The 14,769-nt window shown below is 37.3% G+C and carries 16 protein-coding genes; 3 read left to right on the top strand and 13 right to left on the bottom strand.

Annotation, left to right across the window (positions count from 1 at the left end; genetic code table 11):
* Positions 1–37: 37 nt before the first annotated feature.
* The 9 genes from NZD88_RS20550 to rsfS form a co-directional block, all read right to left on the bottom strand.
* Positions 38–1,840: an autotransporter outer membrane beta-barrel domain-containing protein gene (locus NZD88_RS20550; protein ID WP_259831631.1), complete on the bottom strand. Its 1,803-nt coding sequence runs from the start codon at positions 1,838–1,840 to the stop codon at positions 38–40.
* Positions 1,841–2,072: 232 nt separating this feature from the next.
* Positions 2,073–2,390, bottom strand: coding sequence for a helix-turn-helix domain-containing protein (locus NZD88_RS20545; protein WP_259831629.1), 318 nt, complete (start codon positions 2,388–2,390; stop codon positions 2,073–2,075).
* 2 nt (positions 2,391–2,392) lie between these two features.
* Positions 2,393–2,806: a transposase gene (locus tag NZD88_RS20540; RefSeq protein WP_259831627.1), complete on the bottom strand. Its 414-nt coding sequence runs from the start codon at positions 2,804–2,806 to the stop codon at positions 2,393–2,395.
* Between the two features lie 81 nt (positions 2,807–2,887).
* Positions 2,888–3,880, bottom strand: coding sequence for an energy-coupling factor transporter transmembrane protein EcfT (locus NZD88_RS20535; protein WP_259831625.1), 993 nt, complete (start codon positions 3,878–3,880; stop codon positions 2,888–2,890).
* A gap of 412 nt (positions 3,881–4,292) precedes the next feature.
* Positions 4,293–4,946: a phosphatidylserine decarboxylase family protein gene (locus tag NZD88_RS20530; protein WP_259831623.1), complete on the bottom strand. Its 654-nt coding sequence runs from the start codon at positions 4,944–4,946 to the stop codon at positions 4,293–4,295.
* A 4-nt stretch (positions 4,947–4,950) separates the two neighbouring features.
* A complete protein-coding gene (locus NZD88_RS20525) occupies positions 4,951–5,823 on the bottom strand; it encodes a phosphatidate cytidylyltransferase (protein ID WP_259831621.1) in 873 nt (290 codons plus the stop codon).
* A gap of 24 nt (positions 5,824–5,847) precedes the next feature.
* A complete protein-coding gene (locus NZD88_RS20520) occupies positions 5,848–6,429 on the bottom strand; it encodes a lactate utilization protein (protein WP_259831619.1) in 582 nt (193 codons plus the stop codon).
* A 136-nt stretch (positions 6,430–6,565) separates the two neighbouring features.
* Positions 6,566–8,581 (bottom strand): ATP-dependent zinc metalloprotease FtsH, encoded by a 2,016-nt coding sequence (ftsH, locus tag NZD88_RS20515; protein WP_259831617.1) that lies wholly within the window; start codon positions 8,579–8,581, stop codon positions 6,566–6,568.
* Positions 8,582–8,603: 22 nt separating this feature from the next.
* Positions 8,604–8,966: a ribosome silencing factor gene (gene rsfS / locus NZD88_RS20510; protein ID WP_259831616.1), complete on the bottom strand. Its 363-nt coding sequence runs from the start codon at positions 8,964–8,966 to the stop codon at positions 8,604–8,606.
* An 85-nt stretch (positions 8,967–9,051) separates the two neighbouring features.
* Here rsfS and NZD88_RS20505 point away from each other — a divergent pair, with 85 nt between their 5' ends.
* Complete coding sequence (locus NZD88_RS20505; protein WP_259831615.1) at positions 9,052–9,768, top strand: biotin--[acetyl-CoA-carboxylase] ligase; 717 nt, start codon at positions 9,052–9,054, stop codon at positions 9,766–9,768.
* Here NZD88_RS20505 and NZD88_RS20500 read toward each other — a convergent pair.
* The 4 genes from NZD88_RS20500 to NZD88_RS20485 form a co-directional block, all read right to left on the bottom strand.
* Positions 9,762–10,871, bottom strand: coding sequence for an LptF/LptG family permease (locus tag NZD88_RS20500; protein WP_259831645.1), 1,110 nt, complete (start codon positions 10,869–10,871; stop codon positions 9,762–9,764). The two genes, NZD88_RS20505 and NZD88_RS20500, sit on opposite strands and share 7 nt — an antisense overlap.
* Before the next feature lie 15 nt (positions 10,872–10,886).
* The gene (gene tgt, locus NZD88_RS20495; RefSeq protein WP_259831613.1) at positions 10,887–12,017 is read right to left on the bottom strand and encodes a tRNA guanosine(34) transglycosylase Tgt; all 1,131 of its coding nucleotides are present in this window, start codon (positions 12,015–12,017) and stop codon (positions 10,887–10,889) included.
* Between the two features lie 68 nt (positions 12,018–12,085).
* Positions 12,086–12,454 carry a DUF4296 domain-containing protein gene (locus tag NZD88_RS20490; RefSeq protein WP_259831612.1) on the bottom strand — a complete coding sequence of 123 codons (369 nt, stop codon included), beginning with the start codon at positions 12,452–12,454 and terminating at the stop codon, positions 12,086–12,088.
* Positions 12,451–13,167, bottom strand: coding sequence for a polyprenol monophosphomannose synthase (locus tag NZD88_RS20485; RefSeq protein ID WP_169236684.1), 717 nt, complete (start codon positions 13,165–13,167; stop codon positions 12,451–12,453). Before NZD88_RS20485 ends, NZD88_RS20490 begins: the two co-directional genes overlap by 4 nt.
* Before the next feature lie 77 nt (positions 13,168–13,244).
* On the opposite strand from NZD88_RS20485, the gene NZD88_RS20480 reads away from it, so the two are divergent.
* Positions 13,245–13,913: a DUF4271 domain-containing protein gene (locus tag NZD88_RS20480; protein WP_259831611.1), complete on the top strand. Its 669-nt coding sequence runs from the start codon at positions 13,245–13,247 to the stop codon at positions 13,911–13,913.
* A 12-nt stretch (positions 13,914–13,925) separates the two neighbouring features.
* Positions 13,926–14,666, top strand: coding sequence for a uroporphyrinogen-III synthase (locus NZD88_RS20475; RefSeq protein ID WP_259831644.1), 741 nt, complete (start codon positions 13,926–13,928; stop codon positions 14,664–14,666).
* The last annotated feature ends 103 nt before the right edge of the window (positions 14,667–14,769 follow it).

The following is a 14,769-nucleotide window of genomic DNA, read 5'->3' as shown; positions in this document are numbered from 1 at the left end:
CACCATGCCGCAGTCATCTTTAAAAACTATTTTTTCATTACTGTGTATTAATTCCGCTGAATTCTGCCTGCTTAACTGCCCATGCGATCATGTTCGCAAATAGTATAGAATTCTGCACCTGCATTCCTCCTGTTGCATACCCATTTCCTGCATATCCGTATGTTGCTTTCTGCACCGGAAAATATCCTCCTGAGCTTGGTGCTACGAAGGGCTCTATCGTATTGCTTGAATAAGGATTTCCATTTGCATTTTCATTGCTTAAGAAACCACCGTCACCAAACCATACAAAACTCAGACTGCTGCTTCTCAGTCCGGAAAGACCGGTTCGTGCTGTCGTGCTGTTAATAGGCTGAGCGTAGCTGTAAGGAATAAATCCGCTTGTAAGACCTGACATTCCAACTGTTGTAGAAGCATCTTCACCCCAGTTTTTTCCCCTTACATCTCCGAAAGGACCATTCAATATAGGATCATCTGTATTGGCCAGTGCATATACAGAACCTGCTCCTGCTCCATAGGATGCTGAAATGGTAGGATCTGAAAAGATGCCTCTGAATAAATTCTGTGCAGTCCCTGTATCATCAGTCAAAGCAATGACGATCCCTTTTTTATTAAGATACGAAGCGATATATCCTGCATCTGTCGCGTTTGGAGTATAATTATACCCAATAATTACAATATCCGGCTTACTGTTCAGAGCCGTCTGAAGTGCTGCTGAAGATGGGGAGTTTCCTAAAGATGTATGAGTAAAACCTTCATATTTTACGATACTTGAAGCGGTAGTTCCAAAGTTAGTAGGAGAATCCATCAAACTTCTGGAAGGTCCTGTAAAGGCACTATATCCGTAAGCTGTTTCCAAACCTATATGAAGAACGGTTTTCTTAGGGATTACAACAATAATATTTACATTACAAGTCGTAGAAACGCCTCCCTGACTATCAGAAGTGATGGTTATCGTTTTTACAGCTGTGGAAGATGGTGTTCCTGTACCACTTAACGTAACGTTCTGGTTTCCTGTCGCAGTGAATGTTCCTGAACCTCTGAACGAAATCCCATCCACGGTATTCGTTGTAATCGTGTAACTTCCTAATGAAGAAACATTGATCGGCAGTGTAATAGTGTTTGAAGAATTAAGCGCTGTTCCCACTTTATACACACCATTAACTATGGCACTTCCACAGCTCATTGTATAGGTTCCTGCCGGACTGAGAACAGTTATAGATACCGCTGGTGTACAGGTCACGTCAATTCCGTTCGCATTAAGCGATACATCATCAGTCTGGATATTCAGAGGGGTTCCCTGCCCGGTAATCTGGATGGTCTGTACCCCAGTATTGAGGAATGTGCCCGTTCCATAGAAGTTATATCCATTGGGAGTAGTTCCTGAGATGGTATAATTCCCTGCTTTGGTCACATTGACAGAAATGCTCAGATAGTTGGAGGGGGTTAGCTCACGGCCTTTTACATAGGTTCCCATGGCCTTGGTATTGGAACAGTCAACTGTAAATACAGCTTTTCCGAGTTGTCCGCAGACACTTTTCCATTCATCATCTGCAAAACTCCAGTAATTAAAGCAGTCTTCTGTGGTATTATAAATGGTAAGACCATCATCTTTAAGCTTATTAATGATAATGGCATCTCTCTGGCTTTCGGTAAGCCTGGGAATGAGTATTCCTTTATTGTTACCGCCCGAGACCACATCTAAAACTGAATTTGTATTGGGCAAAGATGTATTGATCCCTACCGCTCCGTTCTGAATCTGCGAATAGAACTGTCCAAAAACCAAAAGCAGAGCCATAAGCAACACTTTGGTTTTCGCTGTTGTAGAATTTGTTTTCATCATTTCGAAATAATTATGTTTGTTATGTTTTTGAATGACTTTTCAGCCAGGGCAAAATTACCATCCACAACTACTTCCCTACTAAAAAACAGATACGCAATACTACGCGCGAGTAGTAAAACACACAATATATCAGCACTTTGCAAATCATCAGGTTAAAAATATCAGAAATATAGCAAAGGTCTGTTTTCGACTTCAAAACGGGGAAGCCGACTTAAAAAGGAACACAAAAGAATTATGATTTGAAAAAAGATCTCCATCTTGCAATGGTATTCCGGCTGATCTTGAAATGATTGCCCGTTTCAGTATTTGTCAGTTTATTTTTACTTTGATAGTTAAGGATCTCACGAATGGATGCTTCATCATAGGAACGGAGTCTTTGATTTTTAAATAAAATGGGATATTCAGATTCGCCAAAGACTAGTATATTGAACTTTAAAACATCAACAGCTGTATTTAGAGCATTCAGCTTATTCCGGATCAGCGGATCATTTATTTTCTCCGGAAATTTTTCATTGATAATATCTGTATAAATCAGTTTAAAATCTGGCATAGCTATACTTTCTTAATCCATTTATAAAGGGTTGTTTTAGGAATTTTATATCTAGTGATCACTTCGGTGACTGTCATTTGTTTAGTGATAATTTTATCCAGTATAAACCCCTTCACTTCTTCTGTATAGATACTTTTCCTAAATTGAAGATGAGAATCCCTTACTTTAATCATGTTATCTGCTTTGCACGGAGGTGCATACAAAATAAGATGTCCGGTATAAATTCTGAAAAAGTCATAGCGCAGAAGTTTACTCCACCTTAGTAAACTGTAGGTATCCATGTATTCCTGCTGATACATGGCTTTTATTTCATCTTCGGTACAGTGTAAAAAATTCATGATTCTTTCAGGAGGCATCCTGAGCTCTTCAGCCTTTGTCTTTACCAAACTTCCAATATGTATTTCTTTTAAATTCATACGTAAAGCAAAAGTATTAACAACGGCAAGAAATTAGCGTCTGTCTATATACGTAATACTACTCACTTTCGTAAAAAAAGATTATATCTTAAGAATAAAGCTGTTGATATTCACCTCCGAAGGGATATTCAGTTTTTTCCGGATCCTGTATTTTTTACTTTCAACTGCTCGTACACTGCTGTTCGTACACTGAGCAATTTTCTTCGTATCAAAATCAATTTTCATGAGTGCACAAAAATATAGCTCTGAGTAAATAAGATTGGGATTACTTGCTAAAACGGCTGGAATAAAATGTGGGAAAAAGAACTGAAATTTATCAAAAAACAAAGGGGAATTGGTCTCAGCAAGATGATAGATCTCCTGAATATTTTCTTCTGTCAGATGATTGATAAGCATCTGCTGCTTAAGAAGCGCAGTATTGGTTTTCTGCAAATCTTGTATTGTAGAATCCTTCATTTTGGTATCTTCGATAAGCCCGTAAATGAGATCGTCTTTTTGAGTAATAAAAGAAATATCCATCAGAAACGATGCAATGGAAAATAAAATATTCAGAAGTTTTACTGTTTTGAAGTCTTCTGCCTGAAAAAACTTGCTTTTAGGCAGGAAGTCAAAATCAAAATATAAACAGGCTATAAAGTTGACACAGATCACAAAAGCTACGAAAAGGATTGAATAAAAATCCTCTTTATAATTGAAAAAGAAAGGAATAGCAAATAAAAGGGAAAAATAAAAATATTCTACGCCTGCATTCTTATAGGTGTAAATGTGAAAAAAACTGACAATAAATACCAGCATAACAAAAACAAAAATAACAGTGACCTTTAATGCCCTTCTGTATCGGTTTGTTTTTCCCTTTACGGCCATTAAATAAAGCCAAAAGAGTGTAATGACCGTAAGAAATGTAGATATTACAGCATCTCCAAAAAAGATCACTATAAAGATTGAGTAAAATAAGAATAATAGAAAAAGAAAAAGAAGATATTTATTAATAAGGTTCAGATAACTGCGCTCGTCTTCATCATGCATTTTCTCTGCCTCATCGCTTATTACTCGAAAGAAAGATTTAAAAATCATCGTGTTCTGTTTTTATGTTTTTTAAGATAATGACCAGGTTGCTTTTTGTACAAAAAAAAGCCGTCTGAATTCATACTAATACTCATCAAATTAAACAGGAAACTGCAGGACGTAGGAATTCATCTGCTATTTTGTTGAATGAAAATCGCGAAGAGGTGTGTTTTTGATAAGATATTAAGACCGTAAACAGTCTAATAAATTCGTATAATTTTTCAGCATATTTACGTAAAAAAAATTATGTTAACTATCAGATTATGTTAATAATTTAAAAATTATTATGCGCTAAATATTATTTACGCTAAAATTAATTTACATCAAATCTTAGAAAGCCTCTATATTTAGTAGCACCTGAAAATAACAAAAAAAGGAGAAAACTTAATTTCTCCTTTTCATATTTCGATTTTATTCTGTCTTAATCTTTCATTTTGGCGATCACATCCACGCCTCCTTTTGTAATATCTCCGATCTTACAGATGATTTCTGTATCTAAAGGCAGAAAAACATCCATTCTGGATCCAAATTTAATGAATCCGAATTCATGTCCGGCTTTCGCCTGATCGCCTTCATTACAATAGAAAACAATCCTTCTGGCCACATATCCTGCAATCTGTCTGAATACTACTTTGTGATTCGTTGCTGTTTCCACAGCTACAGTCGTTCTCTCGTTTTCTGTAGATGATTTTTCATGCCATGCCACAAGATATTTACCGGGATGATACTTTTTATAGATTACATTTCCGGAAACCGGATATCTGCAAATGTGAACATTAAGCGGTGACATGAAGATAGAAACCTGAATTGCTTTTCCTTTCAGAAATTCAGTTTCATCCACTTCCTTGATCATTACTACTTTCCCGTCTACAGGAGCAATAACGTTTTCCCGGTGTTCTAAAATATCGCGTTCCGGAACTCTGAAGAACCAAAATACTAAACTGTAAACAACCAATAATGGCATAATGATCAGTAACGACCACATTTTAAGAAAATAAATAGCCAACACACTTATAATAATAAACAGTATCGTTGCTACGGTAATCGTTCCTTTGGACTCCTTATGTAGTTTCATGAGATTAAATAAATTTTTCTAAAATAAAGTACAAATATACGACAGGAACGCAAATTAAAAAACTATCCAGTCTGTCCAATACGCCTCCATGCCCCGGAATGATGTTTCCGCTGTCTTTTACACCGAAATTTCTTTTAAGCTGGCTTTCCACAAGATCCCCCAGCGGAGCAAATGCAGCGACCAGAAAACCCACAACCATCCAGTTCCCGCGAAGTTCAGGCTGATAGTGCTCTACAAAGTATGATAAAATCAACGTTAAGACTACTCCCCCGGCATATCCTTCCCAGGTCTTCTTTGGAGAGATTTTAGGCGCCATTTTATGTTTCCCGAAAAACTTTCCGGTAAGATAAGCAAAAGTATCACTGCTCCAGATGAGGATAAACAGGAAAAGAACTTCCAGTGAGAACGTTCCTTCAAAACTTGAAAACTTAGGCAGACCTAATGCAAAACTGAAAGGCAGTGCCACATAGATCACCGTAAAAATCAGCTTTCCGCTGTCGTAATATAATTCGTTGGGATATTTAAATAAAGTAACCACGGCAATAGCAATCAGGGAAATAGCCAGTATTTCATTCAGCCTGAAATCGAAAAAAAAGTCGTGGTGGAAATATCTTTTGGAGAAAACGTAATAAATAAAAATAACCAGGGGAAGCACAATCCATTTTTCATAGCCTTTCCCAAACTTCATGATCTTAATACATTCCCATGTACCCACCAATAGTAAAAGACTTATCAGCCCGAAATAAAGATACTCCTGCCTGATAAGGTCCGGATGGATCTTGTTGATCAGCTGGGCACCCAGCGGTGTTGTGCAAAGAATGATAACGGCAACGTAAACAAGTCCGGAAATGGTTCTTTGAATAAGGTTTTTGTCCAAAATGTAAAATTTATAAGTTGATGCTTAATCTTCAAGCAGCAATAAAAACAGTTTTGTATTCGTATGAGAAGAAGAATCTAAACTCGACTGTCCTCCACTGATGGAAGTCAGATTTTTAATGTTCCCGTTTCTTTTTATTTTCCCCATCGCATCATTAAGGTTGTTCACAATCTGTGAAACATTGGCCATGATAATGATTTTACCCGGAAGTCTTGAAGAATGGTAATGCAGAATATTGTTATGCGAAAGCATGATTCTTCCGTCATAGGCAATAAGATATTCACAGGTAATGAAGGCAGCATCATTGGAGTTCTCCATTTCTGAAGTATAAGGTATTTTCACTACGTTCAAAAAGCTCTGAAGCTCCTTGTCCCAGCAGAAAATATTTCCCATTCCTTCTATTTTGACAATTTGATTTAAAGTCTGTAGAGCCTCCGCTTCATCTGCACAATAATTAAAAAATCCCCCTGAATGCGTAAATAATTGCGCAAACTTATAGTCAAGATCCGCATTTTTCAGCGAATCCCCGAGCTTCTCCAGACTCTGCTTTTCCTCCTCCTCAGGCTGGTTGGTAAGTTTGCTTACAATTCTCTTGAATAAATTCAACTTAATCTATTTTTAGTCAACTTTATACAAAAATAGAAAATAAATTACAATAGATTCTAAAAATATGTCTTTAAATATGAAAAAACCTGACAATTCTAAGACTGTCAGGTTTTTTTTGATCTATTTTGGAAGTATTTTAAAGTTGAGTCGGGCTTTCCGGAGCCTGAATTTCACTTTCTTCTTCTTTGTCTTTAATAATGATCTGCTCATCCGGTTCTTTCGCCGTAGCAATCGTACTTGTCACAGGTCTTTCCGTTAATTCCGGATCCCATGCTCTTTTACCGAATATATCTTCAAGATCTTCACGGAAAATAACTTCTTTTTCTAAAAGCTTATTCGCTAAAGCATCCAATTTATCTTTGTTCTCAGTAAGAATCTGAACTGCTCTTTCGTACTGATTTTCAATAATTGATTTAATCTCAACATCAATCTTATTCGCAGTTTCCTCAGAATAAGGTTTTCCGAAATTATATTCAGACTGTCCTGAGCTGTCATAATAAGAAATATTACCAATAGTAGGGCTTAGACCGTAAACAGTAACCATAGCCTGCGCTCTTTTCGTTACGGATTCAAGGTCAGATAATGCACCTGTTGAAATATTGTTAAAAATAACCTGCTCTGCGGCTCTACCTCCTAAGGTAGCACACAATTCGTCCAACATCTGTTCAGTAGTTGTTAATTGTCTTTCTTCAGGAAGATACCAGGCTGCACCCAGAGAACGCCCTCTCGGAACGATCGTCACTTTTAAAAGTGGTGCTGCATGTTCTACCAACCATGAGATGGTAGCGTGACCTGCTTCATGATAGGCAACTCTTCTCTTTTCAGAAGGTTTGATAGCCATATTTTTCTTTTCAAGACCCCCAATGATTCTGTCTACAGCATCAAGGAAATCCTGTTTAGTAACTGATGTATGACTGTTTCTTGCTGCGATTAATGCTGCTTCGTTACAAACATTAGCGATATCAGCTCCACTGAATCCCGGAGTTTGCTTTGCTAAGAAGTCTCTGTCTACAGTATCGTCTAATTTGATTTTCAGCAAGTGAACATCAAAGATTTCTCTTCTTTCGTGTAATTCCGGAAGGTCTACATAGATTGAACGGTCAAAACGTCCTGCTCTCATTAAAGCTTTATCTAAGATGTCAGCTCTGTTGGTAGCAGCCATTACGATGACGTTAACGTCTGTTCCGAAACCATCCATTTCTGTGAGAAGCTGGTTCAGGGTATTCTCTCTTTCGTCGTTTCCGCCGGAGAAATTATTTTTTCCTCTTGCACGTCCGATCGCGTCGATCTCATCGATAAAGATAATAGCCGGAGATTTAGCTTTTGCCTGAGCAAAAAGATCTCTAACTCTTGAAGCACCTACGCCAACAAACATTTCCACGAAATCTGAACCTGAAAGTGAGAAGAACGGTACTTTAGCTTCACCTGCAACGGCTTTTGCCAATAATGTTTTACCGGTTCCCGGAGGGCCTACCAATAGGACACCTTTAGGAATCTTACCACCCAGTTTGGTATATTTTTCAGAATTTTTAAGGAAATCTACCACTTCCTGTACTTCTTCTTTAGCGCCTTCAAGACCTGCAACATCTTTAAATGTTACCTGAATTCTTTCTTTTTCGTCAAAAAGCTTCGCTTTAGATTTCCCGATAGAGAAGATCTGTCCTCCAGGGCCTCCGCCGCCGCCCATCTTTCTGAAAAGAAGGAAGTAGAAAAGTCCTAAAATAGCGATCCATATCAATGCGGAAAACAAGATATCCATGAAAGGATTTTTACCTGCTCCGTAATCTTTTGTAGTCTTGATATTCGCATCTGTTGCTTTTACCTGATCAAATTTTTGAAGGAAAAGCTGAAGATCCCCATATTTTACAGAAAAATCTGCTTTTGGAGCCATTTCGAATGCAGAAAGAGGATTGCTTTGATTGGCCGTTTTACTGACCATTGCTGTCTTTGCTGCTTTTGTCAGGAAAACATCAGCTTTCTCTGTGTCTTTGTATATGATAACGTTTTGGACCTTTCCTGCCTGCATTTCCCTGAAGAAAGCATCCTCATCAATAGATTTTGCACTGTCGCCTCCTAAAAAATTGGAACCGAAAAATAACAAAAGAGCCACGATTGCAATTGGAAAAAACCAGTTGAATCCTTTATTGTTCATTTATACTTTTTAAAATTTAAAATTAATTTTCAATTTTGGTAATTTCTGCATCTCCCCAAAGTTCTTCAATATCGTAGTACTCACGTACTTCTTTTTGGAAAATATGCACTACCACTGTTACGTAATCTACCAAAACCCACATGGAATTTTCGGTACCTTCTACATGCCAAGGCCTATCTTTAAGATCGTTTCTTACTTTCTTCTCCACACTTCCTGCCAATGCAGAAACTTGTGTGTTTGAGTTTCCGCTACAAATTATAAAAGTTTCCGCTACAGAGTTTTCAATCTTCGAAAGATCGAAAATCATAATATCTTCACCCTTTACATCCTGGATGGCTTCAACAATTTTATCTATTAGTGCCTGCTTTTCTGCTGTTTTATTCATTAAAATATCTATAATCTGCAAATTTATTGTTTTTCTTTTACTTTAGCCTTATTTTTAGCCCTTTAAAGTCTTAAAGTTTTCTTAAATGGATCAATTATTTTATTTAAAAGAGTGCTCTTCTACTAATGACGAAGTTTCAAAGTTTTTACTTTATGAAAATTCAGATTTTATTGGAGTCTCTACATTCAATCAAACTAAAGGCCGCGGACAATACGGAAATACATGGGCAGCTGCTGCCGGAAAAAACGTAGCATACACTTTAGCGGTCAAGGCTCAGAACGTTCTGCTATCAGACTTTATATTCAATTACTATACCGCAGTTGTTATTAGGGATTATCTGGCCAATTTGACTGATAATGCCGTAAAAATAAAGTGGCCGAATGATATGATCCTTAAAAATAAAAAAATCGCCGGGATTTTAATTGAAAAGAAAAAAATTAATCAAAATAATTATTTCATCATTGGTGCAGGCTTCAATGTTCTGCAGGAGGATTTTGATGAAATATCCCATGCCGGATCTCTTCTCAAGCAGACCGGACAGGTTTTTGATCTTGAAGATTTTGTATTCAACCTTCATGGGCACCTCTCAGAAAAACTGAAAAACATTTCGTCTGAACAGGACATCATTGATCAGTTTAACCTTCATTTATACCGGAAGGATGAAATATCCGTCTTCGAAATAGGAAAAGAGAGACAAAATGGCATCATCAGAAATGCTGACGAAAAAGGAGAACTCTGGATAGAACTTGAAAAAGACGGCTTAAAGCCTTTCTATCATAAAGAGATCAAACTTCTTTACTGATTGGCTCTTTTAAGGTAAAGATATAAGGTAAGCGGGAAGAAAACCATATTAGGAAGCCACATGGCTACGGCAGGCGACAAACTTTTGTTCTCAGACACTACTTTCAATGCTTCAAAAGAGAAAACGAAAACAAACGCAAGGGAGATTCCTAAGGCGAGATTGACCCCAAGACCTCCTCTTTTCTTCTGGGAGGCCAGAGAGAGCGCAAGAAACGTCAGAATAATAATAGCAACCGGCATTGAGGTTCTCTGATGAAATTCATTAAGGTAAGAATTCAGGTTGCTGTTTCCTTTTTCTTTTTCTCTGTCGATGAATTTTATAAGTTCCGGAGTGGTTTTATTCTGTCCAAGAAGTTCGTTCGGGAAAAGTTCTTCAGGAGAATGCCCATAGCTTTTCCTCAATTCAATACCATTACCCAGTTTTTCCGTATTATTTTTATTGATGGTCTTCTCAAGATAATTGGTAAGGATAAACTGTTTTTTAGCTTTATCCCAGTATACTTCCGATGCCTTCAGCTCATACGTCATCTTTCTGTCTTTATCAAACTTCTGATAGACAAAACCGGAACCCCTGGTTTCTCTTTTATTCCATGAGTTGACAAAGATGTATTCTGTTTTACTGAACTGGGCAGATGCAGGACCTGTTCCCAGAATTTTTTCCTTGTTGGCAGCATTATACGTATAAGCCTCCAGTTCATTCTTTTTGATATTGGCCCACGGAAGCACCATATGGTTGACAACAAGAGATATCAGTGCAATTAAAATAGAGGTATACAGATAAGGTTTTGCAAATCTGTGAAAACTGGCTCCACTGCTTATTACCGCAACAATTTCAGTATTATTTGCCATCCTGGACGTGAAATAAATCACGGAAATAAATACCAGGATCGCCAGGAATGTCACTACCAGATTAATGATCCAGAACGGATAAAAGTGAATCAGAAAATACGTCAGGTCCAACTTCGGATCGAGTGCTTTAGCATTTTCTATCCTTGGAATTTTCTGTTGTACATCGATCACCAGTACAACTATAGACAGCAATATCAGCATGAAACTGAAGGTTCCAAGATATTTTTTGATGATATACTTGTCTATAATTTTGATCATGATCTTTGTATTTTAAAGTCTCTGTCTAAGAACCGGTACCAAAGATTTTTTCCATTCGTAGAAATCACCTGCCACAATATGTTCTCTGGCCACTTTCACAAGGTCTAAATAAAATGCAAGGTTATGAATCGATGCGATCTGCTTGGCAAGATATTCTTTAGACACAAATAAATGGCGCAGATATGCTTTCGAATATTCTCTGTCTACGAAACTTGTTCCAAATTCATCCAAAGGAGAAAAGTCACTCTTCCATTTTTCATTTTTCATATTCATCACCCCCTGCCATGTGAAAAGCATTGCGTTTCTCGCATTTCTGGTAGGCATTACACAGTCCATCATATCGATACCTAAACCAATAGATTCAAGAATATTCCAGGGAGTTCCTACTCCCATCAGGTATCTTGGTTTGTCTTTTGGAAGAATATCGGTAACCTCGTCGGTAATTCTGTACAGTTCTTCTTCAGGCTCACCAACGGAAAGTCCGCCGATTGCATTTCCTTCAGCACCTGCTTCAGAAATTACTTCCGCTGAAATTTTTCTTAAATCCGAATAGGTAGAACCTTGAACAATGGGGAAAAATCTTTGTTTGTGACCGTATAATTCAGGATTTGCTTCATTCCAATCGATGCATCTTTTTAACCATCGGTGGGTCATTTCCATAGAAGCTTTTACTTCATTGTATCCACTAGGATAAGCAACGCATTCATCAAAAGCCATAAAAATATCCGCGCCGATCTGTCTTTGGATTTCCATAGATTTTTCAGGTGTAAATAGGTGATAGCTTCCGTCGATATGGGACTTGAATTTCACACCTTCTTCAGACATTTTTCTGCTTTTGGAAAGTGAAAACACCTGAAAACCTCCTGAATCGGTAAGAATCGGAAGATCCCAGTTCATAAATTTGTGCAGTCCTCCTGCTTCCTGCATAATGTCCATAGTGGGACGGAGATACAGATGATAGGTATTACCCAGAATAATCTGGGCTTTAATGTCTTCTTTTAATTCTCTCTGGTGAACTGTTTTTACACTTGCTACAGTTCCCACAGGCATAAAGATGGGCGTTTGGACCTTACCGTGATCTGTGGTGATCTCCCCCGCTCTTGCTTTTCCTTCAGAGGTTTTTTCTATATTAAAAAATTTCATTCGTATATTCTTTTAATTCACCGCTATTAACGATTCTGCTTTATCCCAGAATCATTTCTGCTTCATAATTATTTGTCTAAAACGGGTATATTTCCAGCGTTTTTCAACTTGTCCTGGACATATTTCTCAGCTTTCGGGTCTTTTTTTAATACAATTTTCTGCGCATCTTCCGCAATATCTTTCATTTTGTCTTTGATGACATAATATTGAAAGCTGTTTACAAAATCCTCAGATTTAACCTTGTGAGTCTTAAGAACAAATCTTGTTCCCGCTTCTAAGTTTTTGTTCGGATATATAACAACAGCCTGATCCGTAATGGTAAGATCAGCCAGAATCTCAGCCATAGCTTCCGGCTCGATCAAATTTTTGGGTTTGTCGATATAGTCGCCGCATGAGAACATGCCAAGCATAACGAAAATGAAGACCAGCTTTTTCATAATCTGTTGATTATTGATTTCCATTTTAAATTTAAAACTCCAAATACCGCTTCATGAATGATTCCGCCGTTCATTTTGCTTTCTCCTAAAATTCTGTTTGTAAATATAATAGGAACTTCTACAATTTTGAAACCTTTTTTAAAAGCTCTGAACTTCATCTCGATCTGGAAGCCATATCCTTTCAGTTTCACATTATCCAGTCCGATTTCTTCAAGAACTTTCCGTGAAAAACACACGAAACCTGCCGTTGTATCATGAATAGGAAGTCCTAAAATAAATCTTACATACTTAGAAGCAAAGTAAGAAAGTAACACCCTTCCCATAGGCCAGTTCACTACATTTACGCCTTTTGAGTAGCGTGATCCTATGGCCATATCGGCATTCAGACAAGCTTCAAAAAGTTTCGGCAGATCATTCGGATTATGTGAAAAATCGGCATCCATTTCAAAAATGTAGTCATATTGATTTTCAATAGCCCATCTAAATCCATGAATATATGCTTTCCCCAAACCGTCTTTCACATGTCTTACCGACATATGTAAATGATGAGAAAATCTCTTTTGCAGACCCCTAACGATCTCTGCCGTTCCATCCGGAGAGGAGTCATCCACAACCAAAACATGAAAGTCATCTTCCAATGCAAAAACCGCGGAAATAATATTTTCAATATTTTCCTTTTCGTTATAGGTAGGGATGATGACGAGTTTTTTCATTTCAGTTTGCAAAGATAGTTTATTTAACCTTTTTATTTTATACAAAATAATCTATAATTTTGCAAAAAAACATTCCTTTGCCGTTATCACAAAACTTTATCAACAACGTAAGAATACCTGAGAACAATGACTGGGTAATCTTTATCTTAATAGGATGCATATTCCTTTATGTTTTCATGATGAATATCATAGAGAGAGACGCCAGCCTGAAAGACTTCCTGCTTCAGAAATATTTTGACGCGAGCAACAACCTGCCAAGCTGGATCATCACATCATGTGTGACGGCACTCACCTTATCTGTTCTGCTTTCCCAATATATTCCTATTGTTCCTAAATATATTGCCGATCTGCAGCTAATGGGCTATCAGCTTAATAAATTCGGATATACGTTACTGGCGGTCATATTTTTTTATGTATCTAAATCTGCGTTGGGATTTTTATTCTACCAAAGCATAGGTGATGGCAAAAAATGGTCAATTTTTTACTTTACCTCCACAAAATTTTACTTCATCCTTTCATTTTTATTAATAATTTTGTGTGTAACCCACTATTATTTCCCCGTCGACAGAAATAAAATATTTTTATACTATTTCTCTTTCTTTGCATTTGTCGCGGTTTTCAAGATTTTCTTCTATTTGTTTCACAAAAACAACATACTTCCCGAAAAATGGTATTATAAATTTTTGTATATTTGCACCCTCCAAATCGCACCTTTATTGTTGCTTTGGAAGTTGTTATTTTTTTAATAAAAGTCAATGATGAGAATAAAGTCTATATTGGTTTCTCAACCAGCGCCTAGTGAGTCTTCTCCATATCTGGATATAGCAAAGAAGGAAAAAATAAAGATTGATTTCCGTCCTTTCATCCACGTCGAAGGAGCTGACAACAAAGAACTCAGAACTCAGAAGATAGATCTGACGCAGTTTACTGGGATTATTTTTACCAGCAAAAATGCGATAGACCATTACTTCAGACTTGCCGAAGAACTGCGTTTTGCCGTTCCGGATACGATGAGATACATCTGCCAGTCAGAGGCGATTGCCAACTATCTTCAGAAACATATCGTTTATAGAAAAAGAAAGATCAGTTTTGGGGAGAAAAACTTCTCAGATCTTCTGCCTCTGTTCAAAAAATTCCCTACCGAAAAGTATCTTTTGCCATCTTCAGACGGCTTGAGTCCGGATATCGTAAAAACGATGGAGGCATCAAATGTTGACTGGACAAGAGCGATCATGTACAGAACGGTATGCAGTGATCTGACAGACATCAATGCTAAGGATTATGACATGCTGATCTTTTTCAGCCCGCAAGGAATCAAATCTTTGCAGCAGAATTTCCCGGACTTCAAACAGGAGGAAACCAAGATCGGTGTTTTCGGAAACACCACTTTAGCAGCAGCAGAAGAAGCAGGCTTAAGAGTAGATCTAATGGCTCCTACAAAGGAAACTCCATCTATGACAATGGCACTTGAAAAATATATTAAATCGCTTCACAAATAGCCTTTAATACTTAAGATAAAAACAGCCGTCTTTTCAATCAGGAAAGATGGCTTTTTTTTAACTAAATTTGAACAAGAATTAATATTGAATGAAACGCGCTTAT

Source organism: Chryseobacterium pyrolae (genome assembly GCF_025153485.1).
GTDB lineage: Bacteria > Bacteroidota > Bacteroidia > Flavobacteriales > Weeksellaceae > Chryseobacterium > Chryseobacterium antibioticum.
This window is presented reverse-complemented; position numbering and strand designations above follow the sequence as displayed.

Coding starts and splice junctions, on each gene's coding strand:
- tgt (WP_259831613.1), bottom strand. CDS start 12,017: ATGAAATTTTTTAATATAGAAAAAACCTCTGAAGGAAAAGCAAGAGCG.
- NZD88_RS20540 (WP_259831627.1), bottom strand. CDS start 2,806: ATGAATTTAAAAGAAATACATATTGGAAGTTTGGTAAAGACAAAGGCT.
- NZD88_RS20535 (WP_259831625.1), bottom strand. CDS start 3,880: ATGATTTTTAAATCTTTCTTTCGAGTAATAAGCGATGAGGCAGAGAAA.
- NZD88_RS20545 (WP_259831629.1), bottom strand. CDS start 2,390: ATGCCAGATTTTAAACTGATTTATACAGATATTATCAATGAAAAATTT.
- NZD88_RS20505 (WP_259831615.1), top strand. CDS start 9,052: ATGGATCAATTATTTTATTTAAAAGAGTGCTCTTCTACTAATGACGAA.
- NZD88_RS20485 (WP_169236684.1), bottom strand. CDS start 13,167: ATGAAAAAACTCGTCATCATCCCTACCTATAACGAAAAGGAAAATATT.
- NZD88_RS20475 (WP_259831644.1), top strand. CDS start 13,926: ATGAGAATAAAGTCTATATTGGTTTCTCAACCAGCGCCTAGTGAGTCT.
- NZD88_RS20530 (WP_259831623.1), bottom strand. CDS start 4,946: ATGAAACTACATAAGGAGTCCAAAGGAACGATTACCGTAGCAACGATA.
- NZD88_RS20490 (WP_259831612.1), bottom strand. CDS start 12,454: ATGAAAAAGCTGGTCTTCATTTTCGTTATGCTTGGCATGTTCTCATGC.
- NZD88_RS20550 (WP_259831631.1), bottom strand. CDS start 1,840: ATGATGAAAACAAATTCTACAACAGCGAAAACCAAAGTGTTGCTTATG.
- rsfS (WP_259831616.1), bottom strand. CDS start 8,966: ATGAATAAAACAGCAGAAAAGCAGGCACTAATAGATAAAATTGTTGAA.
- ftsH (WP_259831617.1), bottom strand. CDS start 8,581: ATGAACAATAAAGGATTCAACTGGTTTTTTCCAATTGCAATCGTGGCT.